The organism is Burkholderia sp. Ax-1719, assembly GCF_011753055.1.
GTDB lineage: Bacteria > Pseudomonadota > Gammaproteobacteria > Burkholderiales > Burkholderiaceae > Paraburkholderia.
Genome location: NZ_VWWJ01000001.1, coordinates 1,079,894 through 1,106,006 on the forward strand (window position 1 = coordinate 1,079,894; position 26,113 = coordinate 1,106,006).

25 protein-coding genes and 1 pseudogene are annotated in these 26,113 nt (G+C 54.2%); 7 read left to right on the plus strand and 19 right to left on the minus strand.

Going from position 1 to position 26,113, the window contains the following annotated elements; genetic code table 11:
• Window positions 1–15 precede the first annotated feature (15 nt).
• The 4 genes from F3J17_RS04605 to F3J17_RS36545 form a co-directional block, all read right to left on the minus strand.
• Entirely contained in the window at window positions 16–948 is a 933-nt protein-coding gene (locus tag F3J17_RS04605) for an AAA family ATPase (RefSeq protein ID WP_167054175.1), read from the minus strand.
• The gene (locus F3J17_RS04610; RefSeq protein ID WP_167054177.1) at window positions 945–1,460 is read right to left on the minus strand and encodes a hypothetical protein; all 516 of its coding nucleotides are present in this window, start codon (window positions 1,458–1,460) and stop codon (window positions 945–947) included. The genes F3J17_RS04605 and F3J17_RS04610 overlap by 4 nt, the downstream gene beginning before the upstream one ends.
• A 5-nt stretch (window positions 1,461–1,465) precedes the next feature.
• The gene (locus F3J17_RS04615; RefSeq protein WP_167054179.1) at window positions 1,466–2,431 is read right to left on the minus strand and encodes a CBASS oligonucleotide cyclase; all 966 of its coding nucleotides are present in this window, start codon (window positions 2,429–2,431) and stop codon (window positions 1,466–1,468) included.
• 84 nt (window positions 2,432–2,515) lie between these two features.
• Complete coding sequence (locus F3J17_RS36545; protein WP_205194609.1) at window positions 2,516–2,626, minus strand: DUF2188 domain-containing protein; 111 nt, start codon at window positions 2,624–2,626, stop codon at window positions 2,516–2,518.
• A 125-nt stretch (window positions 2,627–2,751) separates the two neighbouring features.
• On the opposite strand from F3J17_RS36545, the gene F3J17_RS04625 reads away from it, so the two are divergent.
• The 3 genes from F3J17_RS04625 (at window position 2,752) to F3J17_RS04635 (ending at window position 5,498) form a co-directional block, all read left to right on the plus strand.
• On the plus strand, window positions 2,752–3,663 hold the full coding sequence (locus F3J17_RS04625) for a WYL domain-containing protein (protein ID WP_167054181.1): 912 nt from the start codon (window positions 2,752–2,754) through the stop codon (window positions 3,661–3,663).
• A gap of 732 nt (window positions 3,664–4,395) precedes the next feature.
• Entirely contained in the window at window positions 4,396–4,668 is a 273-nt protein-coding gene (locus tag F3J17_RS04630; RefSeq protein WP_167054183.1) for a hypothetical protein, read from the plus strand.
• A gap of 194 nt (window positions 4,669–4,862) precedes the next feature.
• On the plus strand, window positions 4,863–5,498 hold the full coding sequence (locus F3J17_RS04635) for a glycoside hydrolase family 75 protein (RefSeq protein ID WP_167054185.1): 636 nt from the start codon (window positions 4,863–4,865) through the stop codon (window positions 5,496–5,498).
• A gap of 579 nt (window positions 5,499–6,077) precedes the next feature.
• Here F3J17_RS04635 and F3J17_RS04640 read toward each other — a convergent pair.
• Window positions 6,078–6,743 carry a hypothetical protein gene (locus F3J17_RS04640; protein ID WP_167054187.1) on the minus strand — a complete coding sequence of 222 codons (666 nt, stop codon included), beginning with the start codon at window positions 6,741–6,743 and terminating at the stop codon, window positions 6,078–6,080.
• An 11-nt stretch (window positions 6,744–6,754) separates the two neighbouring features.
• Entirely contained in the window at window positions 6,755–7,534 is a 780-nt protein-coding gene (locus F3J17_RS04645; protein ID WP_167054188.1) for a hypothetical protein, read from the minus strand.
• A gap of 382 nt (window positions 7,535–7,916) precedes the next feature.
• Between F3J17_RS04645 and F3J17_RS04650 the strand changes: the two genes are divergently transcribed.
• Window positions 7,917–8,453 (plus strand): hypothetical protein, encoded by a 537-nt coding sequence (locus F3J17_RS04650; RefSeq protein WP_167054190.1) that lies wholly within the window; start codon window positions 7,917–7,919, stop codon window positions 8,451–8,453.
• A gap of 484 nt (window positions 8,454–8,937) precedes the next feature.
• Here F3J17_RS04650 and F3J17_RS04655 read toward each other — a convergent pair whose 3' ends face one another.
• The gene (locus F3J17_RS04655) at window positions 8,938–9,846 is read right to left on the minus strand and encodes a LysR family transcriptional regulator (RefSeq protein ID WP_167054192.1); all 909 of its coding nucleotides are present in this window, start codon (window positions 9,844–9,846) and stop codon (window positions 8,938–8,940) included.
• A 114-nt stretch (window positions 9,847–9,960) separates the two neighbouring features.
• Here F3J17_RS04655 and F3J17_RS04660 point away from each other — a divergent pair, with 114 nt between their 5' ends.
• Window positions 9,961–10,923, plus strand: coding sequence for a DMT family transporter (locus tag F3J17_RS04660; RefSeq protein ID WP_167054194.1), 963 nt, complete (start codon window positions 9,961–9,963; stop codon window positions 10,921–10,923).
• 429 nt (window positions 10,924–11,352) lie between these two features.
• Here F3J17_RS04660 and F3J17_RS36165 read toward each other — a convergent pair whose 3' ends face one another.
• From F3J17_RS36165 to F3J17_RS04690, 6 genes and pseudogenes are all read right to left on the minus strand, one after another.
• Window positions 11,353–11,499 carry an AsnC family transcriptional regulator gene (locus F3J17_RS36165; protein ID WP_240160760.1) on the minus strand — a complete coding sequence of 49 codons (147 nt, stop codon included), beginning with the start codon at window positions 11,497–11,499 and terminating at the stop codon, window positions 11,353–11,355.
• 364 nt (window positions 11,500–11,863) lie between these two features.
• Window positions 11,864–11,965: pseudogene (locus F3J17_RS04670) on the minus strand (histidine/lysine/arginine/ornithine ABC transporter ATP-binding protein); the annotation flags it as partial.
• Between the two features lie 145 nt (window positions 11,966–12,110).
• Window positions 12,111–13,082 carry an ornithine cyclodeaminase family protein gene (locus F3J17_RS04675; protein WP_167054196.1) on the minus strand — a complete coding sequence of 324 codons (972 nt, stop codon included), beginning with the start codon at window positions 13,080–13,082 and terminating at the stop codon, window positions 12,111–12,113.
• A 102-nt stretch (window positions 13,083–13,184) separates the two neighbouring features.
• Window positions 13,185–14,504, minus strand: coding sequence for a dicarboxylate/amino acid:cation symporter (locus tag F3J17_RS04680; protein WP_167054198.1), 1,320 nt, complete (start codon window positions 14,502–14,504; stop codon window positions 13,185–13,187).
• A 23-nt stretch (window positions 14,505–14,527) separates the two neighbouring features.
• On the minus strand, window positions 14,528–14,962 hold the full coding sequence (locus F3J17_RS04685; protein ID WP_167054200.1) for a RidA family protein: 435 nt from the start codon (window positions 14,960–14,962) through the stop codon (window positions 14,528–14,530).
• Window positions 14,963–15,044: 82 nt separating this feature from the next.
• The gene (locus tag F3J17_RS04690; RefSeq protein WP_240160761.1) at window positions 15,045–16,172 is read right to left on the minus strand and encodes an asparaginase; all 1,128 of its coding nucleotides are present in this window, start codon (window positions 16,170–16,172) and stop codon (window positions 15,045–15,047) included.
• Window positions 16,173–16,331: 159 nt separating this feature from the next.
• Between F3J17_RS04690 and F3J17_RS04695 the strand changes: the two genes are divergently transcribed.
• Window positions 16,332–16,964, plus strand: a complete 633-nt coding sequence (locus F3J17_RS04695; protein WP_167054201.1) for a PAS domain-containing protein — start codon at window positions 16,332–16,334, stop codon at window positions 16,962–16,964.
• 49 nt (window positions 16,965–17,013) lie between these two features.
• Here F3J17_RS04695 and F3J17_RS04700 read toward each other — a convergent pair whose 3' ends face one another.
• Together F3J17_RS04700 and F3J17_RS04705 are read right to left on the minus strand one after the other, a co-directional pair.
• On the minus strand, window positions 17,014–18,144 hold the full coding sequence (locus F3J17_RS04700) for a DSD1 family PLP-dependent enzyme (protein WP_167054203.1): 1,131 nt from the start codon (window positions 18,142–18,144) through the stop codon (window positions 17,014–17,016).
• A 125-nt stretch (window positions 18,145–18,269) separates the two neighbouring features.
• Window positions 18,270–19,184 (minus strand): LysR substrate-binding domain-containing protein, encoded by a 915-nt coding sequence (locus F3J17_RS04705; RefSeq protein WP_167054205.1) that lies wholly within the window; start codon window positions 19,182–19,184, stop codon window positions 18,270–18,272.
• A gap of 94 nt (window positions 19,185–19,278) precedes the next feature.
• Here F3J17_RS04705 and F3J17_RS04710 point away from each other — a divergent pair, with 94 nt between their 5' ends.
• Entirely contained in the window at window positions 19,279–20,274 is a 996-nt protein-coding gene (locus F3J17_RS04710) for an asparaginase (protein WP_167054207.1), read from the plus strand.
• Between the two features lie 206 nt (window positions 20,275–20,480).
• Here the strand turns inward: F3J17_RS04710 and F3J17_RS04715 are convergent, their stop codons facing one another.
• The 4 genes from F3J17_RS04715 to F3J17_RS04730 form a co-directional block, all read right to left on the minus strand.
• On the minus strand, window positions 20,481–20,888 hold the full coding sequence (locus F3J17_RS04715; protein ID WP_167054208.1) for a Wadjet anti-phage system protein JetD domain-containing protein: 408 nt from the start codon (window positions 20,886–20,888) through the stop codon (window positions 20,481–20,483).
• Between the two features lie 670 nt (window positions 20,889–21,558).
• Window positions 21,559–22,698 carry a branched-chain amino acid ABC transporter substrate-binding protein gene (locus F3J17_RS04720; RefSeq protein WP_167054210.1) on the minus strand — a complete coding sequence of 380 codons (1,140 nt, stop codon included), beginning with the start codon at window positions 22,696–22,698 and terminating at the stop codon, window positions 21,559–21,561.
• A gap of 1,024 nt (window positions 22,699–23,722) precedes the next feature.
• Entirely contained in the window at window positions 23,723–24,409 is a 687-nt protein-coding gene (locus F3J17_RS04725; protein WP_167054212.1) for a hypothetical protein, read from the minus strand.
• A 775-nt stretch (window positions 24,410–25,184) separates the two neighbouring features.
• Window positions 25,185–26,039 (minus strand): H-NS family nucleoid-associated regulatory protein, encoded by an 855-nt coding sequence (locus tag F3J17_RS04730; protein ID WP_167054214.1) that lies wholly within the window; start codon window positions 26,037–26,039, stop codon window positions 25,185–25,187.
• Window positions 26,040–26,113: the final 74 nt, after the last annotated feature.

Genomic DNA, 26,113 nt, shown 5'->3' on the forward strand with positions numbered 1-26,113 from the left:
CAACGCGCCTATACCTTATGCATCTCTGAACGGCGGCGTTGGGGCAATCGCACGGGCAAGCTCAAGCGCCCTCGAAGGAACAACAGGGGCGTCCGGATAAGCATCCAGCACGATAGTCGGAAGCAGACGCTGCGTGATGTCCGAATACGTAAATCCGTATGGCCGCTCGCCTTGAGGGCCGGTCGCCTGAACCAACTCTTGCAGATTTGCCTTGTTAAATCCCGTACTTTCCAGACAACGACTCAACACCTCGAACCTCTGAGCCTCATCTGGACGCTCGAATACGAGAATATCGGCGGCACGTCGTCGGACTGCGGGGTCGAGAGCGTTCAGGCGGTTGGTACACATTAGAACCGCAGCGGGAACGCCTCCGTTCGCAAACCGGTCAATGCCCCTGATGAAAGCATTGACGCCAGCGCGATCCTCATGATGCATCTGCTCGGATTCGCGTGATTGCGCAAGCGCGTCGGCCTCGTCAACCAAAAGAATGACGCCGCCTCGAGCCCGCCCCTTGCTCGACTTGAGCCTGTTTGCCTCGTTAAAGGCAAACTCGAACGCGCCAGACACCAGCTGTGTCATTTCACCGACTCGCCCCTGACCACGCGAAGACAGGCTCAAAGGCAGCAGAGTGATGTCAATCTCCTGCTTGCGAGCGACCATATCACCGATGGTTTCGGCAAGTTCTGTTTTGCCCGATCCCACGTCGCCCGCCAGAACAACCAGCGGTGGCCTACGGATAACGGAGTCAATCAGACCCGCCGCGTCCGAATGATGCTTATCCTGCCATTTGCGCAATCCGTCCGGATTGATCAATACGCCGAGCATATTGGCCAGACGCTTGATTTTGTCGTCCATCCCAACAAGGCGCGCGAGCCTCGCCTGCGAATCAGCGTCGGGCAGTGTGATAGAGCGCTCGAACACGTTTTGTGCGCCATCGTTTTGACTCATGACAGACTCCTTACGCTGGCGCGACCCAGCATGCGGCCACCCGACGAATACGACTTATCGTCGGCAAAGTAGCCATTGACCTGCGGTTCTTCGCCAGAAGCTCGCTGCAAAGGCAGTTGCCCTTCAACAGTCGTACGCTGGTCCGACGACAAAGCCCACCAACTATCGCTGTACGTCAGAAAGCTGCCGAACTTTGCTCCGCTGATATCCCTGCCCGGCAAGATGCGCCCCGGATCATCATCCGCGCTCCCGCCAGCAAGTTCGCTTGCGGTGTACCGAAGCGTCGGCTCAATCCATTTACCATCACGCTTAAAACCATAGATGACGGTTTGCAAATAACCTTGTCGCAAAAGCTCGACCACTTCACCCTCGAATTGCGCAATGCGCTCATCGGTGATCTGCCCGTACAGGCGCTGCAAACGCTTGAGGTCCGCTGCTACCTTCGCTGCAAGATGCCTGGCATGAGTTACCGTGAAGGTCTTTGATTCGGTCGTTGTAAAGCTGGAGCTCATGGCGCTCAACCTTGAAAAGTTGGACCAAAAACCTTCTGCCAGTACCGCAGCGTCAGCTCTTTGGTAGGCGCGGTCAGAGCGGCGTCAATAGCATCCCCTGCTTCGAGAGCAGCTTCGACGATCGCATCCGCGTTTTCGTTCGTGTAGAGCCGAGCCACGTTGTTCTCGGCATTGATGGGGTCGATGATCTGGACGGGGTCATCAAGCTTGGCGACGCTTTTCGCTTTGTAGTGATCTTCGAAGACGATGCGTTCGCGCAACCCGGACCGCGCGATATAGGTGAAAAACGCCTGCAATGCCTCTGGGTAGTCGGACATGTCGACACCGTCGTCGCAAAGCTTCGCCATGACCATCTCGATCATGAACGACTTGAAGCGAAACTCTTCATCCTCCTGCTTCATTCTGCGAGCCCAGAATTTCAGCAGGCGCACGACCTGCGCAAAATGAGTTGGCTGTGCCTCCTTGCGTTTCTTTGCGAATTCAAGGTGAAGCGGGATACTGGTCTCCAGAAAGGAGCCATCATCCTGGCTAATCAAGTCGCCTCGCCAATCGGGCAGACCCGCGTACAGGATCGGGACAATATCCACGTCCAGCCCAGTCCCACGGAACGAAACCGTTACCGAGTAGGTCTGAGGCTGAACTTGATCTGGCTTGAAGTTCGGGAATGCCTTGCGCAGGCGTTCGGCGAGGTAGTCGAGCAACGCCTGTATATCGTGAGGCGCATCCGACCCGCTGACGTACACGGCCATATCGATATCATTGAGCGAACGCAGCGCAGTACCTTTGGCAAGACTGCCCGATAGCTGGATGCGCTTTAGGGCAAAGTCAGGATGCTCCGTCAGATAGCCCTCAAGCTTTTCGCGCAGACGTCGTGCTTGCGCGCGATATTCCGATGCCTTCTCCTTCGGCAAGTTGACTTTGTCTTCAGCGAACCGGACGAGATCGCCATGATCGATATGAATTCTTGACATATTCCTTCGTATCTCAACTTTTGGGAGGGAGCGGATCGTTGCCGAAACTGCCTTTCGCGCGAACCGGACCGTTGCGGCCATAAACTACAAGCTCCGCCTCTCGTTCTTAGCTATCGATCGTGCAATCTCGATGGCCTTTTGCTGCTTAGGTTGCGCCGTCGTAGCATGGCTGTTACCGGACCTTTCATTGCCCACCCATCCTTACGCGGAGCCAAGGGAGACTCGCTTGCCAATTGCACTCTTCACGGATAACGCGTAGCCTTACTATACGCATACTTTTTATACGCGTCTAGTTTTTATACGTACCACGGGATTTTCACATGACGCAGCACCCAGAAATTGGGGACGCAACGCCTTTGCCGAGCGGGAAAGGTGGGGCACGTTGGGGCCAGGAGCGCAGGCTCGAATTTATTGACTACCGTCTGCGGTGGGATGGGCAGCTCAATCGCAGCGACCTGACATCGTTCTTCGGCATATCTGTGCCGCAAGCGTCGCTGGACTTGTCCGAATACATAAGGCGGGCCCCCGGGAATCTTGAATATGATGCGAGGGCGAAGCTCTATCGAGCAGCTACCGCTTTCGAACCATTGTGTGCGACAACTACCCTAGATCGTTACCTCGACGATTTAGTGCGCGTTGCAGTGAGCGACGAAATCCCATACGGCAGTTTCCTTGGTTGGCACCCTTGTGCAGCCGTAGTACCTCGTCCATGGCGAAAGTTAAACGCCGACACAGTAATCGCTGTGCTGGGAGCTATTCGGGAGACACGTACAGTACTGGTGCGATATCAGTCCTTCACGGAAGCAGAGCCCCAGATTCGTGAGCTAACGCCGCACGCCTTAGTCAGCAATGGCTTCCGATGGCACATCCGGGCGTACTGCCATCGACGCAACGAATTTAGAGACTTTCTGTTCTCCCGCATTCTCGAAATACAACCGGGGAGAGACGACAAGGACAGAAGTCAGAACGACGAGGCGTGGCACAAACAAGTCCGCTTGGTTCTTACCTCTCATCCGGATCTTGACGCCGGGCAACGCTCAGTCATTGAGTCGGACTACGGCATGATTGACGGAACCTGTGAACTCGAGTGCCGTCAAGCACTCATCTTCTATGCCCTCCAGCAACTAGATTTGCTTGATGAAGTGTCCAGCAAGACTCCAGAAGCACAACAGGTCATCCTTAAGAATCGAGCCGAAATATCTGCCTGGTTGCCGAGGAAGAAGCAGAGATAGCCGTATTACACATCGATAGCCTTATCGAACGACACGTCCGCGACATATGGCATAGTCCGAAATAGACTCTACTCTGTGTAGAACTGTATCGAGCGCCTGCTTCGCGGTCCGTGTGATCGCGAAAGCAAGCATTCGAGTCGTTAATGAGAATGAAGCGGCACTCTTCAAATAGCGCCGTCAGAACACTTCATCACGTACTGCGACGTGCCGATAGCTTCTAGTTGGGCACTTGATCCCCGGCAGCGGCCCACTCCTGCAATTGCATTGTGAATACGCAGAGTGCACAGTAGGCGGCCCATCGGGGACAACAAGCTCGGCTGATTGCCTCTTCAAGGGCGGTTACACTGAGGCGCGACGTTTCCAGGTCCTGCTGAGCCCGCCCGGTGCGCCGGACATCATCAACTCAATTGCGCAAACTTTGCCGTCAAGCACCGGCCGGTCCAACTGTGATGTTCGATTTCTTTAAAGCCAGAATTAATTAAACCCTAAAATAGACGATATATACCATATCAAAAATAGTTGAAATCAATGTTATCAAATAATTCATAAATAAATTTGCAAACTTCGTTGGATTCATAAAAAACGACAACTTCTGCTACCTGCCACACATACTGAATTTATATTTATATTGAGAAAAATCGTAACTCTCCTAGCCTTATCGGGTGCTCAACGCTCATATCCGTGGCGATAAGCACAAACCGGAACGTTACATAACCAAATGGAGAGGGCTATATGAGTGACGATCTTTCTATCGTGATAACCGAAGATCAAATCGATGCTCTTACTGAGCAAATCAAAAAAAGTGTTGGCGATACGCACTTACTTGCCGGAGGACCAAGCGAGAAATTCTGCGAGGTCTGGCCCGTCGCTAGTGAAGGACTAACTGCGCTTAAAGGAATCCTGGGCGTGATTCCCGGCGTAAGTGCCTTCGCGGCTGTAGCCATCGGCATTGTGCTTGCGGCCGGAAACGCTGCATCGAACGCGGTCTGCAAGAAAGGAAGTTGACGCGATTGCAGACGACGGGGGCATTGATGTGCAACGTGCCTGTAACTATGCCGGAGCCAGAATTCAGAGAAAGCACTCGACGCCCCTCACTTTGAGGGAGAAACCCACATCAAGCACTGCAATTGTGCATGCCTATCAGATAGGCACAGGCGGGCCGTCCGCAAACACCAAGACGACATCGAATGGAGATTCACATGCCTAGAATTATCGGAACGATGACTGGTCAAGGATTTACAAGCACAATCTACGAAGAAGAAGACGGCCGCGTTCACTACCTGGCAGATGCAGACATTGATGCAGACGGCGCGAATGGTCAAGCGGGTAGCAAAGCTGCATACAATGACACAGATACTGGCTCTGAGTTTCTGGCAAATGGTGGCATGAGTATCGTCGCCGGCAAAGTTGTATGTGTCCATTCGTGGGCGCGAAGCATTGTTTTACTGGATACGAACAACGAGCCAAAGATCTTCCCCGACGGAATCATCGCATCGACGACCTGGTATCGGAATCGTGAGCTTTCCGCATCCGATCCCAACTCATATGTCGATGCGCAGACGGTTCCGTATATCGTCGTCCCTCCGCTCATAGTCACATCGACACGGGGTGTTGTACGAGGCTGCCTTGCTCGCGTTACATGGAATGGGCAGGTCGTGGACTGTGTAGTCGCTGACCTCGGCCCGACGAACAAGATTGGCGAGTTAAGTATTGCTGCTGCAGACGCCCTCGGAATTCCGAGCAGCCCCAGAAATGGCGGCAGAAACCAGCCGGATGTCCTATATGAGCTATGGCCGGGAGTCGCCGCGCCTGGCTACGAATTGCAGCCAGCTTGAGGCCCTTTCTTAGCTCACGTTAAGGCTGTGGAATGAGACGTGAGAAGGCCGGGGTTTCCATTGCAAGACGGCGAGATCCTGCAATGGAAACATGGACTTACGCATTGAAGTCGTGATCAAGATAAGCAGCACAATGTGGAGTTCCGTTGCTCATCGTGTCGAGAGCGACAAGCCGTGGCGAGTTTCAGAATCTAAAGTTAAGAAGCCAGCATCAGTGCTGTGCCTGGGTTTGCGGATCTCGAACGTCGAGGCGCCAGTGCCCTCGCTTGCGCACGAATGCGAAGGCTGGATTGTCGGCCACAGAGCAAACGGCATCTCTTGACGATCCCGCACGGTCAGCTTCTCCGTGCCATCCGGCGAACAAAGATAGTTGCTGCCTCCGATTGAACGTACATAAAGCAACGAACTCGCGTGCGGTATTGAAAGGCGGTGCTCAGAGGGAGGTTTGGAGAAATCGCTACAGGCCCCCGCTAGCCACGACCGATCCATGTCACGCCGGTCTTCGGGGCGGGGTACTTCGCCACAGATTAGTCGCACCGACACGTAACAGCGGCACCATTATGCGATTGACTTCAGACCTTAACAGGTCGGATCCTCGTCCGGATCCGGGTGGCAAGCGTTTCGATAAGTCTCGTCGATCATACGAACAAACGCTTCCCTGCCGCCCTCGAGAGCTCTGGCACTTTCCTCATCACGAGGTACAGGCAAAACGGCACCACTCGGACTCATGTGATATCCCAAGTCGACAAAGACGTCGTCTGGTGCTCTCTTTGCGCCGATCCAGTAACCGATTGAGACTGAATCCGCCACGCCGGTGTCCCCGTTGTAGCCGACATCGAAGCTAGCAGCCTTGAACTTGGTTGGTCGCATTTTTTGTGCATATGCAAGCACATCTGCTACCGTAGAACCATCTTTTGTGCGGTGAAGCTTGACTGTCTTGATCCAGCTAGATTCAACAGCCGCAGGCAATACTTTAAGTTTTGGAGCCGCTGATACCGTGCCAAGGCTTGCGAATGCCGCACACAAGGATACTGCCACCATCACACTGAAATGTGCGCGGTTCGGTACGACTCCCCTATTCGCCTTTTTCGCGATCTTTTCCTCTTTGCTCGAATGCAAAACGCATCTCCTTTTTTGAAGTTGTGAGTGACGCAGGTTCTTGTTCGAAGCTGCCAGATCCGCGCCCAGATCAGGCGGATCTGCATCCTCACGAAGCAATTTTTCCCGTCTTAATGAACTACTCAAAAGCCTCCGCTCTACTCCTCAGAATTGGCCCCTAAGATCACTCTCCCAGTCGAAACACCCCCGGCAAGTCCTGCTCCACCACTAGTTATCTTGGTCGATACAGAAATCTCTGAGATCGTCTTGGAGACGTTCCGCGTGTATGCAGAAACTTCACTCCCAGCTCTTATATGAGCACGTACGGATTGAGGCACCTTCACAGTGCGCGCCGTCGACGTGAACGTTCTCTCAAAGAGATTTCGCAAACCAGATTGAATCGATGCAACTAGAAGAGCAATCAACGGAATCGAAATCAGCATCGTGGACAGTCTGAAAAGTCCGAATTTCAACGGATCCCCACTGAATCGCATCGCGCATACGAGGCCAACCACCGCATAAGCAACGAGAATCGGCAAGCCGATCAGTCCTTGAAGCCCCAGTGCCCTGAAAACGTCGTCCGGGAACAAGAGGACGTACAGGACCACGCTTGCGAGTGCCATAGGTATAAGCTGGCGAATCGAACTAATAGCAACAGCAATGTTGAATACGAACCAGATTATTACCAATATAGCAAGGATTGGGAATATTGCAGCGATCGTATCTAGCAGTAGCGAAATGATGATAGATGCCACAACCTCCGCCCAATGACCTTCCGAGATGATGTAGTAAGCCATATACAACGCTGCCACTCCGCCAACAACGAAGAAGAACCCGAGCGGATTGCTGTCTGGGTGGGGACACACCCAAACGCGGACTAAGAGCAACGAGGCGAAGATGCAGACGTAGAAGACAAACTTAAATGCACGAAGCAGCATATCCAGCACCTACCCTAGGTTAGTGGTGATACGCGGTTAACGGCATTTAATGCACAACACTTTACACTCGTTGCGAGTATGCAGAACTCTAAAATCAATGACAAACGTTTGCCAATCCGAAGTTCCGTACAGTCAAAATAGAAGGAAACGCACAACGCCATATTCGGCATAGATTTTAGAGAAAACATGTACCATCGCTTGACTCTTTTGCCCCACATTTAATTCAAAACGCATGAATTTACGCAACGAGAACTTCCCGCTCGCAATCTAAAAGGATGCCGACGCGTCGGCACCGTGCGATTTATTTGCATGGTGGCCACATATTTCAAAGACGCTAAATTGACACCCTCCTGTTATCCATAACACGCTCCTAACTCCAATCATGAAAAAACTATATGTTTTGCTCGCAGCTGCTATCTCAACAATTTCGGCATCCAGCTACGCATCCAGCAACGTTAAAACTTCTGCGGAATATCACGGTGCATATCAATGCGCGTCGGATGCAATCGCGCATCACGACGTTGATGCAAAGGACGGCGCGAATGGAATGACGACGTACTGCATTGGCAATTCACACGACCCAAGCAGAGTCGAACTGCAAGCGTTTAAAGACGCGATCCGGGATTCACGATCACAAGTAGGCACGCAGACGACAGGACCGATTGCCTGCACATTTGCGTACGCGCTCTACGACGCGAACGGCTCTCACGCCGACGGTTTCCTGGAAGGCAGACAGACAATCCACACTCTCAAGGAGGTCGCGTGGGCTATCCAGGCCCATCAAGTCGCACTGTTCGACCGTAGTAATCGACCGATTCCTTCTGATGTCGCTAGCCATTGGTTTATTTCCAAAAATGGCACCGAGTGGAAAATTTCTCCTGAAGCTCGAAAGACGTGTTCCAGGCAGCAACTTGGTTAAAATCTAAAAATCTTTCTCCCGCACAGCAGTTCCTAGATGGCGCTGCTGCCTCAATCGTCGATGGATGCCGAGCAGATGCACTGCGCTCAAGCCTCCCGATGTGCGATTGTGACCAGTTCCTCGTGCTGATGCGCCAAAGAGAAAGGTAAGCCAGTGTCGCGTGCCATTCATTTGCACATTTTGACATCACAAGCTCGCTGCCCTGCGCGCTTTTACACGACATCAGCCGCAGATACCCGTTCGCGAGCGGCAGCTATCGGGCTGCTCACCAGCATCCGTCGAATGGAAATCCCATTAACTGTTTTGTGCCAGTGCAGACTCGAGCGCACCTCCTCGCGGCGGCGCAGCGGTTGTTCGTCGAGCGCGGCTTCGGCGCTACATCGTAAAGGCAGTCTTGCTCTCGCCGAACTGTGGAGAACATCTGCTGGTTCGAAGACCGCACAATATGGATTGAGTGGAGCACAGGCTCCCGCTGGCAGAGCGCTCAAGGAAAGTGTCGGGAGCGTGCTTTGCGCGTTGGTCGGAGTGTTTCTATTGCCGTTTCGATAAATGCCTGCACCGCTGGGCTGACGTGTTTGTTGGTGGGGACAGCTAAACCGACCGATCGGTGAATGGCGGGAGAAAGCGGCCGCTTGACCGCACCGGGACACAACTCCATCAGTTGATCAGGTACGGATAGCTCGGCGGCAAGTGCACATGCTCCATACTCCACCATCTGAATCATCGTGACCATCTGGCCACAGCGATGCTTAACTTGCGGCGTAAGTCCAGCCGCACGGAAGAAACCTTCAAAGAGATTCCTGTTCCCTGCAAGGGACATAACGAATGGAATCGTACAGAGGTCCGCTAACGAAACAGTGTTTTGTTTCGCTATGGGATGACTGGCTGGGACCAGGGCATAAAACTGGTCCTCCGCGAGAAGTGTGGTGTCGAAGCGCTCGTCAGGAACGTTCAAAAAGCCGATGTCCACCCGACGTTCAAGTATCCACTGTGCAACTTCGTCGTCCGTCCCCTCCTCAATCACCAGATCGATTCGCGGATAAGCGGCAGAAAATCGTTCCAAGACTTTTGGCAAAAGCACTAGAGATGACGTCACGCCAAAGGAGCCAATGCGCAGCGCACCTTCGTTTAGCCCTTTGATAGCCGATAGCTCCTGCTTTATTGCTTCCTCGACACCCAGAAGCTCGCGCACTCTAAGAAGGAGATGCCTGCCTGCTGCGGTGACTTCAACGAACGGCGCCCCTCGATTCAATAACGAGAGTCCCCACTCGCTTTCCAGTTGCTTAATCGCGTGGGAGACCGCTGACTGCGTGATGCCAAGTTTCTGCGAGGCTGCCGTGAAACTACCCACCTCTGCAACCAATGCAAAAATCTGTAGTTGCGTAAAAGTCATTGGGTCCGCCCTGGCATGAGTAATCACTCATTTGTCTATGATGGCAAATTACAAATACCATATTCCCTTCCAGGGCACAACTGCCCGCTTCACGATGCCTCACGGAGTTCATATATGTCAGATCTCACGCCGAGCAGTCCACTTGGCACGAGTCCCCGTTATAGCGCGTCCGCGTCCGAGATGAATGTCAGCCTGACGCTGAAATTGGTTTTTGCGGCGGTTCTGTGGGGAGGGACTTTCATTGCGGGACGGGTTGTTGCCACTGCCATGCCCCATACCACAGCGGCCTTTGTCCGGTTTTTCATTGCCGCGATCCTCCTCCTCGTCTACGTCAGAAAAAAGGAGGGAGCACTACCCAGGTTGAGCCGGTCCGAGCTGGCGATCACTGCAGCGTTGGGCTTCACTGGAATCTACCTGTACAACATGTTCTTCCTCGCCGCGCTCACAACCATGGCGGCCGGTCGTACCGCCCTTTTTGTATCGCTGTGTCCAATCGTGACAGCGCTTCTCGCCTGCGTCTTCTTCAGGGAGCGACTCGGCCTGCTTCGATGGACTGGCATCGCGATTGCGTTGATCGGAACAATGGTCGTCATTACCCGAGGCGGCCTCTTCAATCTCACTCACGACGGCGCCACCTCGTTTGGCGTTGGCGAACTGATGATGTGTTTGGCCGTCGTCGCGTGGGCTGCTTATACGCTCATCTCCCGAAAAGCCGTGCGGACGCTTACACCTATGACTGCGACGATGTGCGCTTCACTTTGGGGCCTGGTATTTCTCTTGCCGGGCACGCTTGCTGAAGTGCTCGCAATCCGTTGGACGGCGATCTCAATGTCCGCGTGGGCCGCCATCATCTATCTCGGAACCTTCGGTACGGTGGTGCCGTTGGTTTGGTATTACGAGGGTGTCAAAGTAATTGGACCTTCTCGTACCGCCGTTTTCACAAATCTCAATGCGGTATTCGGCGTCCTGCTCGCGGCACTGATCCTGCGCGAGCCTATTCTCGCTTCGATGCTCGTTGGCGGCGCAATCACCGGCATAGGCGTTGCGCTTGCCAATAAAGTCCGAAAACGCCTCTAACTGGAAGTTTTCTTGAAAAAGACGATGCTTTGAAACTGAGGGACCGATACGGCGCGTCCCTTATGTCTTCGGGGGCGTACTCTATCCCTCGAACTAGCGTCCGAGTGATCACCGTTTGTACCTCATCGAATCGAGGACAAAGCAGGTCGTGATGTTCTGCACCACATCCATTGCACTGAGCGCCGCCCATATCTCGCTAATGCGCTCGTGCGATGCGGCCTATATGTGCACTAGCAGGTCGACCTCCCCGCTCAGCACCGCACAGTCGCGTATCTCGGCGAATCGCTCAAGCGCAGAGAGTACAACCGCACCGCTCATCCGGTCTTTGCGGTGGACCAGCATCACGGCTCGCACCGGTGCTGCCACTTCGGGCAACGCAAGCCGTATCGTGTAGCCTGTAACTATCTTCCGCGCCCCCAATCTATCAGCTCAGTGGCGAACGGCTTGCCGCGACGAGCCAATCCGGTCAGCCAGCTCTGCAAGCGGAATTTGTGCATCGCCACATAAAGCGTCAATAATCCTCCGGTCGATGCTATCGATTTTCATTGCACCGATCGTCGCTTGTTCGTAGGCCATCCAAAGATCGAGTATCCCCTCATTCCCCGCACCCTCTATCTTCAGCGTTATCACGCGGCTTCAAGACCGCAGCACATTCAGCTTTGCACGGTCATAAGCATCGGCCAACGCTATGCAAAAGCGCGCGTCGTGCGGCGCCAGCGGAAGCCCGGTGCCAAGGTGCACCTTGCTCATCCACGCGAGCGGCTACTTCACCGGAGTTGGATTCGCTTCGGCAAACAACGCACTGTGCAGTTCGATAAGGGCAGGCTGCAACGTACGTGTCATTGCAACATCCACAGCGAGCGCAGCGTCACGAAGCGCGGCCATTACGCTCGGCATCACGAAAATGCTACCGCTACTGCCCATCAGTATTAGGAGCGCCAGCGAGTGAACGCATAGCTTTCAGAACTTCTCCGACGAGTTCCGGGTCAAGCGCTGATGCCGGCTCATCGAACAGCATCACTTCCGGATCTGTCGCAAGCGCGAGAACTCGCTAGCGCATTAAGCACCTCACGAAACTTCGACGGTCCGATGCGCGACGCCCGCGATACGCTGGGCAGCAGCCTCTACATCGGCATAGGTAGGAAGTTCGAATACAGTCATTGGAAAAACGATCCTTTATTGGGCCACTACCATGGCCAGTCAATGGACGTTCCTGCACCCGTGTGAAGTGCATGCTCATAGAGATAGCGCGCTACAGTCAAATCTTGGAGTGCGAGTCCGGTCATGTCGAACACAGTAATGTCCGCATTCGAGCGTTCGACCTTAACCTTGCCAGACAGAACATCACCGATCTCTGTACATGGCAATTCTGGCGCCCACTGACATTCGCCGATGCTACGCGCCTGCTCCCGGTCGTCGACGAAGATGAGTGATCGCTCCAGAATCCCTTCAGGAAGCTCACGCTTTCCTGCCGTATCGGCACCTACGCACGTCAGATGCGTGCCGGATTGGACCGCGTCTGCATCAAAAAGTGCGCCGCCTCCGGGAGTCGCAGTAATCACAACGTCGCTGCTGGCGACTGCGTCGTTTCGGTCCCAGGCAACGCTGATTGAACAGCGCTTGGCAAACGCCCTTTCGAAATCTTCATCTGTATCGCCCGTTACACTGACATATTGAACGACACATCGGCGTTGCAACATGGTCAATGCATAGTGCAACTGCACTTTCGCCTGCACGCCAGTTCCGAAAACGCAGATGCGCGAACTATCTGGACGCGCGAACTGTTGGAGGCCCAATCCACCGGCGGCACCCGTGCGAGCAGTCGTGATAGCGTTGCCATCCATAATGCACAAAGGCCGGCCAGTGTTGGGATCGAAAAGTGCAACGGTCGCCTGATGAGGCTCGCCACCCTTAGTCCTATTGCTGGGCCAAAAACCCGCAGCTTTGAAACCAAGCAAATCCTGACTGGCGATGTCCCCGGACTTGATTCCGAAAACGGCACCCGTGTGAAGCTTTTCTCGGACGACGGGAAATACACGGCCTGCCCGTTGGCTATGGAGAACGAAGGCTTCGCGAACTGCGTTCAGCACTTGCTCGCCGCGAAGAGCAGGATCAATGACATCCCGATTGAGAAGAAGGAGTTTGGCGTCTGTAGGCATAGGAAACAAAGAGTGCCGATAGCAGGCTATCGGCGCCGGATTGGATTTAATGGCAAAACATTTTGTCTATTTTTAGATATAACGTCAAGTAATCTGGCGAACTCACGCCGATCGGGCGGAGCTATAGTCCGAGTCTGGCTCGGCGCCGTCTCCTAGGGCAAGAGCAAACTCTTCCCCCTCCTTCGTCCCGGCGGGCGCCAACTCACCTTCCCATTTTGCGACGACTGCGGTGGCAATGCTATTGCCGACAACATTTGTGGCGGTACGCCCCATGTCGAGCACCTGATCGATACCCATGACAAGCAGCAATCCGGCTTCAGGTAGGTGAAACATTGGCAGGATTGCCGCGACGACCACGAGCGAACCGCGCGGCACGGCCGCCATACCTTTGCTGCTCACCATCAAGATCAGAAGCATCGTGATCTGCGTACCAATGGGCATGTGAACACCGAACGCCTGTGCAATGAAGATTGCAGCGAACGCCTGGTACACCATCGAGCCGTCGAGGTTGAACGAATAGCCAAGAGGCAGGACAAAACCGACGAGTCGCTTGCGCACGCCAAATTGCTGAAGCACTTCAGTGAGCTTTGGATAGGCCGCTTCGCTGCTGGCAGTCGAGAACGCGATCATCATGGGCTCACGGATGTATTTCAGCAATTCGTTCATCCGGCGGCCCAGAACTAGGCGTCCAGCTACATATAGTGCCGCCCAGAGCGCAAACAATGCCACATAGAACCAACCTATCAGCTTCCCATATGTGATGACGATGCCTGGGCCCTGCGCGGTTACTGCTGCGGCGATCGCAGTAAAGATCCCGACCGGAGCGAACAGCATCACAGCGTTCGTTGCGCGAAGCATGACGTCCATGAGTCCGTCGACTGCCTGCTTGAGGAATTCGCCAGGTGCTCCCGGCACCTTGCCAAGCGCCATCCCAAAGAAGAGTGAAAACACCAGGATCTGCATGATCTGATTGCCCGCCATGGCTTCGATCACACTACTCGGGAACATGTGTGTCAAAAATTCCTTGAAATTCAGCGCGCTAGTCTGCAGGTTCGTCGTCGCGTCAGCCGGCGGCAACGGCATGTGCAGATGCGCGCCAGGTTCCGCCAGATTCACAAACACCAAGCCGATTGCGAGCGAGATAAGCGACGCAATGACGAACCAACTGATCGTTTTTCCGCCAATTCGACCAATTGTTTTTGCGCCATCCATGCTCGAAACCCCTGAGACCAAGGTCGCAAACACAAGCGGTGCAATGATCATCTTGATCAGTCTGAGGAAAATTCCTGTGACGACATTGAAATTCGAAGCAATTGCTTTCGCAGTAGCATCATCCCTCGAATACTGATTGCACAGATAGCCAACAATCACCCCCAAGACCATGCCGAGCATAATCCAGTGAGAAAGCTTGAGCCTTTTCATGACTTACTCTCCAGTTCTTCCCTTCACGCCTTCGGAGCCAATGCGATGGCTTCCACTTCTACCGCCGCGCCATAGTGCAACGACGACGACTGTGCAACGGCTCTAGCGGGCCTATGATTGCCTAACCAATCTGCGTAGACCTTGTTGAACGCAGGCCAGTACGCCATATCCGACACAAAGACGCGGACTTGAACAAGACTCTCTCTCGTAACTCCGACTTCATTCAAGCACGCATCGACGTTCCGTAGAACCTGCTCAGCCTGGGTCTCAAACGAACTTTCGCTCAATGCTTTTCCGTTCTTATCGATGGGTAACTGCCCTGACACGAATGCAAGTCCGTTTGCGATACAAACATGCGAATAGTGACCAGCTGGTGGCGTACTGTCGCCGACATTCGTACACGATATCGCAACGGATTGGTTGTGATCTATCACTTCGCACTCCAAATTAAGTATCATAAAAGTACCAAGGAGGACGATATACAGCGCAATGGACTTGCTGCGGAAAGCCGTTCCTAGGTACCCCGCTCGCTAACGAAGGTTAGTAAGTCGCATTGAAGGCTTTCTGCACTGCATCCGGTGACGTAATTCCATTGCCGATAAGCAGTTGCGTGAGCAGGCGCGACTTCTGCGGATTCAGATCATATGAGGCTACGAAGCCACTCTTATCGTCCGTGACTTCAACGTTACGATTGACGAAGCCCGATCCCACGCGGGTCGAACGAACAACGACAACCCCTTTCCCTACCGCTGCCTCCATCGCTGCGAGTGCTGCCTTTGAAGCGTTTCCGTCTCCCATTCCTGCCACGACGATTCCCTTCGCGCCATCGCGCACTGCGTCATCGATCTGCTGGGCGTCCATATCGGCGTGACTGTAGACAACTTCGACACGCGGAAGTCCACCGTCTGGGACCCGGAGCACAGTCTTATCGGGTGCGGGCGTCGGATTCAGGTAGCGCACGGAAGCCGGGTCGACGAAGCCAAGCGGCGCGCCGTTTGGATCCCGGAACGTCTCGACAGTCGTGCTATTGGTTTTGGTTGCCCAACGTGCGCCGTGAATCACGTCATTCATCACGATGAGGACGCCTCGATTCTTCGACTGTGGACTGGCGGCGACTTCAACGGCTTCATACAAGTTGCCCGGACCATCTGCGCTATTCGCACCGCCGGATCGCATTGATCCAACGAGGACTACAGGCTTTCCTGCAGGCAGCACGTTATCGAGGAAGAACGCCGTTTCCTCCATCGTGTCAGTACCGTGGGTAATAACGACAGCGTCGGCTTCATTCCGATCGAAGGCTTGCTTGATCCGACTTGCCAGCCGATACCAAATCTTGCTGGTCATATCCTGGGAGCCAATATTCGAAATCTGCTCCGCGTTGATGGACGCGATCTTACCGAGACCTGAGACATTCGCGACAAGTTGCTCGCCAGTGATACCGCCTGCGTTGTAGCCGATTGCTGAGCGCGGATCAGGCGTGCTCGCGATGGTGCCACCAGTTGCAAGCACCAGAATACGCGGCAAATGCTTTGCCGTTTCGTTCGACGGGATAGAAGCTGCCAGTTGCGGTTCGACGGCTTCAGCGAGTTGACTTCCTGCTGAGGCGGCAATGAGTGCGGCTGCCATGACTCGCAGCGCTACAACCCGACGTGCATTCTCTAATTTCATAGCGATTGCTCCTTGTTGGAAAAGTGGACTAACCTTGCTAAAGAGCTAGACGAATTATCTATTTCTATACGTTTAGTACAATAAGGGAAGTTGCCAGGTTCATCTAGTCGACAAAAAAAAAGCCTATACAATGTGACCAAATCTAGATGAAGCGTCCAAATGCCAAAAAGTAAGCTAACCGACGAACAGCAGGTAATCCTTGACCAGGTCGAGCAGATCGCAGCTGGGCTGGGCGAAACCCTGGCTCCGTTCACAGAGGTTGTGGTGCACGATCTGCGCTCCCCGAAACATGCGATTCTCGCCATTCACAACAACCTTTCCGGCCGGAAGGTGGGCGATCCGGCAACAGAGCTCGGGCTCGCTCGCCTTGCAGACGACGAGTATCCGCAGGTTATTGCGAATTACGCGAACCAGCTAAAAGATGGGCGTCGTGCAAAAAGCACGTCAATTGGAATCAAGGATTCCTCTGGACACTACTTCGCAGCGCTCTGCCTGAACGTTGACGTCACCTTGTTTCGCAACCTATCGACGTTGCTGGAACAGTTTTCAGTGCCGAAGAGCGAGGTGACCAAGGAGTCGCTCGACCCATCGAGTGCAGAAGCGCTCCGAGAGCGCATCGACCGCTTCGCAATCGGTCTCGCGACGACGCCACAGGCGCTACGGACGGAAGAGCGCAAAACGTTGATGAAAGCGCTTCGGGATGAGGGCTATCTGGATATACGCAGATCGATGGAAACCGTCGCCCAATATCTAGGTGTATCGCGTGCGACGGTCTACAACGACTCAAGATAAGCAGAGCGCCGCCAGCACGCGGCACCTGATCTCAAGATTTTCTAGTGACTCACCAGCCGTAGAAGCGGGGCCATGCTGCCGTTGAACCGTCTGTGCCTACGGCTTGGTACTCAGGATGCTGGGCACCTGTCGCGCACGCATGATTCGGAAGAATCCGCAAACGCGTGCCGATCGGAAAAGCGCTCGCGATATCGGTGGTCACCCCGTTCACACACGACACGATACCGTGCTCTTGATTGGCGCTGCTCACCACGTAATCGTCGAGCACCATGCCATCCTCAGTACAGACCTGACCGTAGCCAAAGTCACGCAACTGTCGTTGTGTTCCACGGTCCCGGCTCATCGCCATCCACCCTGCGTCGACAATCGCCCAGCCCTTGTCTTCCTGATGACCGATGACAGTTGTCAATACAGAAAGCGCAATGTCGGAAAGTTCGCAGACACCAACGTTATGCATGACGAGATCAAACATCACGTAGACACCAGCACGAACCTCCGTCACGCCTTCGAGATGCTCAGCGGTCAATGCCGTAGGTGTCGAGCCAATACTTACAACTGGGCACGGCAATCCTGACGCTCGCAGTCGCTCAGCAGCACGCACGGTCCTGCTGCGCTCCTGTTCTGCAATCTTCAGCAGAGCTTCATGCGTGTTGTATTCATAGCTTGAACCTGCATGAGCCAGTACACCTGACAAGGTCATCCCTCCGTCTACGAGTGCCTGGCCCACGTTAATGAGCAGATCATCGTCCGGCTCGATCCCTGAACGATGCCCATCAACGTCAACTTCAATCAAGACTTCGAAACGCTCGTCATGCTCTCGTCCGAATGCTGAGACAGCATATGCAGCCTGCAGGTTGTCGACGACAATCTTGAGGTCGCATCCCTGGCGGCGGAGCAGGAGCGCTTGCGGTAACTTCGTTGGGACCATGCCGACGGCGTAGACGATGTCGCGGACACCACTGGCAAAAAATTGCTCAGCCTCCTTGAGAGTAGACACCGTGATTCCTTTCGCGCCAGCAGCGATCTGGGCCTCAACGACCTCGCGGCACTTCGTCGTTTTGACGTGCGGGCGGAAATTGACGCCGAGACGATCGAGGTGTGTCTGCATCCGGTCGATGTTGCGATTCATGCGCTCGCGATCAATCAGCGCGGCCGGCGTATTCAGGGTATGAACATTCATGCGATATGCCTCCAAGGTGCTTTTTCGTGCGGGAACTATAAAGCAACATGATTACCCTGCGTTTAACCAACCGATAATCCTGCATTAAACTGTATTAAATTCTTCGCGCTTTCCTAAATGTATTCTCATTTGCGAGACCGCCAAGGCGCGGGATCAAGAAACGCTTTAGCAGCTTCCAGAAATACCCGTTGCCTCACCGACATTCCCGTGCGTGATGGGAGCAAGGCGGTCACCGGAGCGGCCGGCAGACTCCAGTCCGGCAAGAGCCGTACCAATTTGCCGCTGGCCAGCAAATGCGCGACATCCCATTCAGAGCGCTCGACGATACCTAACCCGGCGAGTGCCCATTCGGTAATCACGGTCCCATCATTCGTCGATAAGGCCCCCGCCACCCGGAATACTGTCGTTCGGCGGGGATCGCTCGCAAGTGAAAATCGCCAGCGAGGCAAGTCTTCATCGTTTTCTCTCAAACCGATGCAGTCATAGTCGGCCAGGTCGGAAGGCTGCGTGATAGCCCGCATTCGTCGTACGTATGCGGGACTGGCGCATAGCAGACGTTCATTCGGCGCCAGTGGGTATCCCACCCACGATGATGACTTGAGGCTACCCACATGAATGACTAGATCTGCGCTCGATGCGTTCGCTAGAGGACTTTCTGACAGGTGCAGGGAAACCTCCAGTTCGGGATGTGCGCAATGAACTTCACGTACCATCTGCGCGACGTACATCCGCCCGAATCCGAATGGAGCAACGACTCGGAGCGAACCCGCAACCTGGCCTTGCCCACCGGTAATATGCGCCGGCAAAGCCTCGATCTGCTCGAGTATCAGAATCGCCTCCTGCAGCATTCTGTCGCCCTCTTCTGTTAGCGAAATGCCCCTCGCCTTGCGCACTGCCAAACGCACTCCGAGTCGATCCTCCATCCGCTGCAACCTAACTGTGACCGCTGGGGGCGTGAGATTAAGCAACTGTGCTGCTGCTGCCAGCGAACGGGATGCACCAACCGCCCGGATCAAGCGTAGATCTTCCAGATCGACCATTTAAACCTTCTTAACGTTGGATTTATCTAGCATTAAGCGCAATCTTACGCCCAAGCTTTATATTCGTCTCAGTTAATTCGGCAGGAGTGAGCAGATGGACGCAGATTTCGACACCGCACGGCGGATCATTTTGCTTGGAACCGGAGGCACGATTGCAGGAACCGGGGATACGAAGCCGGGACAGACCCTGGAGTATGTCGCGGGATCGATTTCCATCGAACAACTCACTCATGGCATTGTGGCGCCGGCCGGACATATTTTCGAATGCGAGCAGATCGCTCAACTCGATAGCAAGGACATGGAGTTCGACGTGTGGGCCACACTTGCGTCCCGGTGTCATGCCCGGCTTAACGAACCGGACGTGGCAGCAATCGTCATCACCCACGGAACGGACACCATTGAGGAAACGGCATTTTTCCTGCATTCCGTGCTCAAGTCTCAACGCAAACCCGTTGTGCTGACATGCGCCATGCGCCCTGCAACTGCACCGAACGCGGATGGGCCACAAAACCTGCAGGATGCGATCCTCGTCGCGTCGACAACAAAGTCAAGCGGCGTTCTCGTTGTCTGCGCTGGCGAGATTCATGATCCCGCGTTCGTGAGAAAAGCACATCCCTACAAACTCAATGCATTTGAGTCCGGTGAAGCTGGTCCGATCGGCTTCATCGAAGCAGGTGAAGTGCGTTATGTCCACCCACGGACAATCCCTTCAACTCTGGAATTCGAACATGACGCTGTGTTAAGCCTCATCGCTGGAGCATGGCCGCGCGTGGAAATCATTTCCAGTCATGCGGGAGCAAGTGGCCGACTGGTTGATATGCTCATTGAAGAGCGCAGGAATGCTTGCTTCGACGCTGTAGATGGCTTGGTTCTCGCAGCGACCGGAAACGGCTCAATCCACGCGTCGTTGGAGGCAGCAGCCTTGCGTGCGGCTGAGAATGGAATCATGGTCGTACGGGCCAGTCGTTGTCTCAACGGAACAATCGTCAAGACCTCGAGAGATCAGATACCCGATGCCGGCGCGCTCTCTCCGGTCAAAGCACGCATCGAACTACTACTCGAGCTGCTAAAGCAACGGGCTGCAGTCTGAGCCAACATCTCAGCGACCACGCCAACCGCTTGGTGGTTGACCCCTCCACAAGCTGGCCGATCGTCTTGATACGGGGGGAAATCGCGCACGTGGCGCCTGCCGGTAAAGTTCTGCTACGCTCCAAGTGCACCAATACGGCAAGGGGCTTTATGCAATCTCGAAATAAAAGAGTTTGCGTTCAAGCCATCACTATCGGTTAGCCAAACTCACCCATCAAGCACTTCCTGTTCTGCGGTGAATCTGGAGTGCTCCAATAACTGTGCCAAATCAGCCCAACCGTCCGCCAGTGCGAAGTAGCGCATGCGCTCTGACTGCCTTTCGGTAGCCGGGCGCCTGCGATCCTCTGGTATATCCGACGGGCTCATCCGGAAATAACGCGACCAGTGCCTTGCGTCACTGGCAACGCGAGTGATGTTAGCCGCAATGCGAAACCCGCCTTCATCAGCATCTCCCCAGTGGAACACCGATACTTTGGGTGACAATTGACTGAGGATCCGTGCAAACATGGCTCGCCATGCAAGAGTTGGCATCCATCCCGTATAAATCAACAACACATTGTCATTGCAGCGTCGTTTAGACTCGCAGTGGAACGTCGTCAAATTCTCAATCGTCAACACAAATTCCGGCAAGCTCTCAATACCGAGACCATCGCTGCCGCCATCGCACTTTATGGAACATCAAGGATGTGCAGTAACGCGCTCACGTCGCACGGTGACGGCACCGGCCAACCGAACCGGCTGATCTTCCCGACGTAGTCCGATCTCGGTCTAAACGTCCGATGCAGTTCTCGGCTCCGCCTCAGAATTGACGGACAGAAGCACATCAAGCGCTACAGCAGCCCGAGATACGACTCCACCACGGCTTCCCACTTTGGGGCCGCAACCTCTACAACATCGCATACAGGTGTTGAGTCAATCCCATGCTCACGAAGCTCGGAGCGCAACAAGTTTCCCGAACGCCCGACGGAATGTCGCTTTGGCGAAGCGCGGACTATGTGCAGGTTTTAACGGGGACGCTCGGACATCGAACTCGTCGAAGTTGAACAACGCTCACGTCTCCGCGAAGAGCGTCGGCGCAGGTGCAGGATAGTCCCTCGCGGCTACGAAGTAATTTAAGTCACAAATAATTAACATACGACGTTCAAGCAAAAAAACTCGCGATGAGCACGCTTGAGTGACAGCGAAAAAGCATTCCGTCGCTTCATCGCTGTCCGCAGCAAAGTTCACGCTTTGGCTCAATTGAAAAAGATGTGATGACCAAAGCGTAAATCTAGCTGTCCACCCTTCACATCTTTTGAACTACGAGTGTCGATTTCTTCCCACCCTTATAATCGTAGAGCGTAATAATAGGCTCTTTGAGGTCACCCTTCGCATCAAATTGTACTTCACCGATCACACCTTTGTATTTGATGCCCGGCATCGCAGCCAGCACTTTTGCTGGATCAGTGGAGTCAGCCCGCTTCATGGCTGTGACGATAATACCCACTGCGTCGTAAGCGAACGGCGCATATAGTTCAATTGGCTGATTGAAGCGCACCTCATAGGCTTTCTCGAAACCCGCCCCACCCTCCATTTGGTCAACTGGCATTCCTGGCTGCGAACAGATCACGTTCTTTGCCGCGTTACCGGCGAGATCCTGCAGCTTGTTTGTGCAAACGCCATCGCCTGCAAGGATCTTCATGCCTAAGCCTAACTGCATGGCCTGCTTGGCAAAAGGGCCTCCCGTCGCGTCCTCACCACCATACATGATGGCATCGGGATGCTCGCCTTTGATTTTCGTAAGAATCGCGCGGAAATCGGTCGCCTTGTCGTTCGTTGCATCGTGACTGACGATGTTCATGCCACCGACCTTTGCGGTCTTTTCAAACTCGTTTGCCAACCCTTGACCATAGGCAGTGGAATCGTCCACGATGGCCACAGATTTGACGTGCAACACCTGCTTTGCATACTGCGCCAACGCGGGACCTTGTTGGGCGTCAGTTGCTACAAGCCGGTATGTCGATTTGAACCCTTGCATTGTGTAGGTCGGATTGGTAGACGCAGGCGAGATCTGGAGGACACCTGCCTCACTATAAATGCGGGACGCAGGGATCGAACATCCGGAGTTCAGGTGACCAACAACGCCGACAACTCGATCATCGACCAACTTCTGCGCCACCTGGGTCGCTGTGCGGGGATCGGCGGCATCGTCTTGCGCGTCCAACTCTAGCCTGACCTTTTTGCCACCAATAACTAGCCCCTGTTTGTTGAAATCCTCAATCGCAAGCCGAGCCCCGTTCTCCTCATCTTTTCCAAGATGCGCGACTTCACCTGTCAAAGGCGCCGCATGACCGATCTTCACGATCTCATCAGCCCGGGATGCTTGTACGCCTGCTACGGCAAACGCGATAGTGCAAAGGCGTAGAACTGTTGCTGAGTGCTGCATAGTGCGATCTCCTTGCGAGATAGTGTCAGCGTTTTGAGGATGGGCATCGCCACCATGAGCGTCGCGCGATTTCATCTGCACAATAAATACGCGGGCGACCAGCTTTTGGCATCGCGTAAGGAGTTTGAGATTCCTCACAGCATCTGTTGGCGAAATCAATATAGAAAGCCATAAAAATACTGTGTTTAACGCTTGATTAATCTGGTGTTAAGCAGGGTTTAACGGAGCATAGAAGTCGCGCTGCTTTTCGGGACAAGATCAAAAGTGCAGCTGCAACATGGTTCCTGCACACTCCCGCTGATCCAACACCGGGCTGCGTAACGGAAAACTCAAATGACATTGCTCCGGAGAGCAGGATTCAGTGAACGTCAACACTCGACACGCATAAGTGGACTGCACTCGCGCTAATGGGCGATTTAGAGGACAAAGGCGTGCTCTTCCTTGCAAATGAGCAACGCATCCGAGAGGCTGCCTATCAAATGAGTCGTCGAAATCCGACACTCGGCATTCTTATCCTCTGGAGCAATAACTTCGATGGCCGGCGAGAGCCGAACGAAAGCACAGACGTCTAGACGAACGTATAGCTCTCGCTGGATATTCCAGGACACACAAGTGCAATCTCACAACTTGCTTTCTTGCAGACGGCCGCTCCTGCTGAACAGTTCGATATTAGCGCGGCCGCTACGCGCACTTTTCTCTAAGAGAGTGTTTCGAGTAGCAAGCCAGCCCTCGCTTCCCATACCGCACTGTGCACTTCAATGACGGTCGTGACTGATAGCCTCAACGTTGCCGGTAAAAGCAGCACAGTGCTTTTATCGACCTCGCACCGTGCGCAGCATCTTGCCTATGGCTTTTCACTGCAACACGCCATCTCATCTGGCTGGCCAACGGCGCCAAAGGCGCATCGCACCGCCGTGAGGCGGTGCGCCCTCCCCCAAAAAACTTCTTCCGCAAAAAGCCGTAGCAAAGCCATACCGTGAACTTTCTGAAAGGAAGAGTTTTTGATATGGAATAGCTACCTTGTTTAGCCCAACTCTTGCCACACTTTGGTTGGAAGCAACGTGAGGCCATCGCGGCGTGACGGTAGCGGCTGCATTTGACTCCATAACTCAGTCTCAGTCAGCCCTTCGATGACCTCCTCAAATAGCCACCGAGTCAGTTTCCGATATGCCGGCCCAAACAGCCGATAATTTTGCGGGGAGATTACTGGTTCAAGCGCCGCATGAGCTAGTTCGGGATTGGCCTGCCATTCAATCTGAACCACTCTTGTGACCGCTGATAGTGGGATATCCGCAAGGTACCCGCAATTCCCCATCAGTTGCAGGCTGGCAGCCGCTACCTCCGGACCAGTCGGCAACGCCTCCTTAGCCATCGCGGCTAATTCATACACGCTTTTCTCTGGATACAAATTCTTCAGGTCAAGCAACGCGTACGCATCCTCGTCGCAACACAGGATGTCGGCATGCAAGGCTTCAACGTCGATTTCCAACACAACTCCGCAATCGCCTTGTCGCGTCGCGCACGCGGCAAAATACGCAGCATAGGCTGTCGTGAGGTAAACCACTCCGGCATGCGATTCGGCGGTATGTGTCCAATTACCAGGGAGTGCGCCTCGAGCCTGAAGCTTCCCCGCATGCATGATCGCGGCCCACGCCGTCGAAGATGTCCCGTGATAGAGGTACCGCTCCCCCGTTTGCAATGCAGCGTCCATCGAACCGCAAACTCCTCAATTTATCCACTCGTTCGTTACAGCACTTACCAATGCAAGAGACTTGTTGTGGGCGTCAGCTGGCGTTCGCTGAGGACCAGGCACTTGCTCCACTAAAGGTCATTATTCAAGAGTTGTGGAATTCGGTTGCGACTTTGATGATACCAGCGGGCGCTCAGACAACAAATCAACGAACGTCGTCGTCCTGCATCCGCCAGCATACGTAGTCAAATATCCTTCAAGGATCTGTGGACTGTGGATTGGTCGCTGCGTCTACCAAGCGACGCTCCGCGAGCTCAATTGGGAATGGTTACTTGCTGAACCATCTCAGATTGCATTTCGGGTAGCGATACGTCGATCAAGTCGTCAGCGACAAATGACGGTTAGTTGCGCGACGATCGAAGATGATGCGCAAAGATAGGGTGAGTGGTAGCACCCGAAAGAGCTGTGTCAGGGAAAGCTGCGCGTACTACAAAGGTGCTGGATTTTCGGCGCGGAATTGATGCGCAAGAGGCTGTTCGCGGGAGCAAAAGCCCGATATTTGGTGTTTAGAGTAGTACCTTCGGTGAAGGCCACCACTCACTTACCCATTGAACACTCGGGAACCCGAGTTTGAAGTACGCATATAGCCGCATGAGTTCAGACACTCAGTGCCCGAACTCATGCGTTAAAGGCAAATAGCGACGTCGGGATGCTCTCCAACACAGAACTGAAAATGGCATCTGCATGAACGAGGCCGATTGACAATCGCTCGCCATGTTGGATGGCGCACCAGCCCTTACTCCGCTACATCCGCCGCAGGTGCTTGTTCAACAGCTGCCGGGACTTCCGCGACAGCAGGTGCGCGCTCAGCCTTCGAGGCCGAAACTTTCCGCGCGGTGACCTTGCGAGCCACTTTTTTTGCCCCTACCGCCTTCTTCACTCCGGCCACATTCTCCGTTGCCGCGACATCGCCCGCAGGCTTTGCCACCTTCTTAGCCGCACCTTTCTTCACTACTGCTTTCTTCGCTGCTGCCTTTTTAGCGGCGGTTTTCCCGGCAGTCCGTGCGGCGGTCTGCTTGACAGCACTTTTGGATGCAGCAGCTTTCTTTGCCGGTGCAGACTTTGCGTTAGCCTTTGTCGGCTCAGCAACGGCTCCATCGTTTTCGGCAATCAGGAATTTCGTGCGATCTTTTGCGCTCGCAATCCACGCCGGCGCACGACCACGCCCACTCCACGTCTCATCCGTTTTCGGATTTCTGTACAAGGCAGGTTGCGGACCTCGCGCATAGTTTCCTGCCTTCGGTGCTTTCTGGGCCACAGCCGCAGGAGCTTCCGCACCATCGATAAGAAACTTCGAACGATCTTTCACATTCGCAATCCAGGCAGGAGCACGACCGCGCCCGGTCCACGATGCTCCGCTCTTCGGATCCAGGTACTTTGCGGCCACTTTACCTTGCGTTGCAACAGGCGATCCTGGCTTGCGTCCACGACGCTTGCCGACAAAGGCCTCAATATCTGCAACCGTCACCGCATGCTTTTCCATCAGGTCACGAATCTTCGTGAGCCCTGCCGTGGACTTTGTCGCAGAGAGTGCCTCCGCCTGTGCCTGGAGCTTGGATATCTTTGCCTTAATGGAATCGAGCGTAGCCATTCTTGTACCTTTCCCTTTTTGAGTTGTGCTACCGCACTATGCCACATCGCAGAGCTACGAAACATATTGCGTGC

Excerpts from the sequence above, each read along its gene's own strand:
- F3J17_RS04605 (WP_167054175.1), bottom strand. The coding sequence starts at position 948 with ATGAGTCAAAACGATGGCGCACAAAACGTGTTCGAGCGCTCTATCACA.
- F3J17_RS04610 (WP_167054177.1), bottom strand. The coding sequence starts at position 1,460 with ATGAGCTCCAGCTTTACAACGACCGAATCAAAGACCTTCACGGTAACT.
- F3J17_RS04615 (WP_167054179.1), bottom strand. The coding sequence starts at position 2,431 with ATGTCAAGAATTCATATCGATCATGGCGATCTCGTCCGGTTCGCTGAA.
- F3J17_RS04625 (WP_167054181.1), top strand. The coding sequence starts at position 2,752 with ATGACGCAGCACCCAGAAATTGGGGACGCAACGCCTTTGCCGAGCGGG.
- F3J17_RS04630 (WP_167054183.1), top strand. The coding sequence starts at position 4,396 with ATGAGTGACGATCTTTCTATCGTGATAACCGAAGATCAAATCGATGCT.
- F3J17_RS04635 (WP_167054185.1), top strand. The coding sequence starts at position 4,863 with ATGCCTAGAATTATCGGAACGATGACTGGTCAAGGATTTACAAGCACA.
- F3J17_RS04645 (WP_167054188.1), bottom strand. The coding sequence starts at position 7,534 with ATGCTGCTTCGTGCATTTAAGTTTGTCTTCTACGTCTGCATCTTCGCC.
- F3J17_RS04650 (WP_167054190.1), top strand. The coding sequence starts at position 7,917 with ATGAAAAAACTATATGTTTTGCTCGCAGCTGCTATCTCAACAATTTCG.
- F3J17_RS04655 (WP_167054192.1), bottom strand. The coding sequence starts at position 9,846 with ATGACTTTTACGCAACTACAGATTTTTGCATTGGTTGCAGAGGTGGGT.
- F3J17_RS04660 (WP_167054194.1), top strand. The coding sequence starts at position 9,961 with ATGTCAGATCTCACGCCGAGCAGTCCACTTGGCACGAGTCCCCGTTAT.
- F3J17_RS36165 (WP_240160760.1), bottom strand. The coding sequence starts at position 11,499 with ATGGCCTACGAACAAGCGACGATCGGTGCAATGAAAATCGATAGCATC.
- F3J17_RS04675 (WP_167054196.1), bottom strand. The coding sequence starts at position 13,082 with ATGCCTACAGACGCCAAACTCCTTCTTCTCAATCGGGATGTCATTGAT.
- F3J17_RS04680 (WP_167054198.1), bottom strand. The coding sequence starts at position 14,504 with ATGAAAAGGCTCAAGCTTTCTCACTGGATTATGCTCGGCATGGTCTTG.
- F3J17_RS04685 (WP_167054200.1), bottom strand. The coding sequence starts at position 14,962 with ATGATACTTAATTTGGAGTGCGAAGTGATAGATCACAACCAATCCGTT.
- F3J17_RS04690 (WP_240160761.1), bottom strand. The coding sequence starts at position 16,172 with ATGAAATTAGAGAATGCACGTCGGGTTGTAGCGCTGCGAGTCATGGCA.
- F3J17_RS04695 (WP_167054201.1), top strand. The coding sequence starts at position 16,332 with ATGCCAAAAAGTAAGCTAACCGACGAACAGCAGGTAATCCTTGACCAG.
- F3J17_RS04700 (WP_167054203.1), bottom strand. The coding sequence starts at position 18,144 with ATGAATGTTCATACCCTGAATACGCCGGCCGCGCTGATTGATCGCGAG.
- F3J17_RS04705 (WP_167054205.1), bottom strand. The coding sequence starts at position 19,184 with ATGGTCGATCTGGAAGATCTACGCTTGATCCGGGCGGTTGGTGCATCC.
- F3J17_RS04710 (WP_167054207.1), top strand. The coding sequence starts at position 19,279 with ATGGACGCAGATTTCGACACCGCACGGCGGATCATTTTGCTTGGAACC.
- F3J17_RS04720 (WP_167054210.1), bottom strand. The coding sequence starts at position 22,698 with ATGCAGCACTCAGCAACAGTTCTACGCCTTTGCACTATCGCGTTTGCC.
- F3J17_RS04725 (WP_167054212.1), bottom strand. The coding sequence starts at position 24,409 with ATGGACGCTGCATTGCAAACGGGGGAGCGGTACCTCTATCACGGGACA.
- F3J17_RS04730 (WP_167054214.1), bottom strand. The coding sequence starts at position 26,039 with ATGGCTACGCTCGATTCCATTAAGGCAAAGATATCCAAGCTCCAGGCA.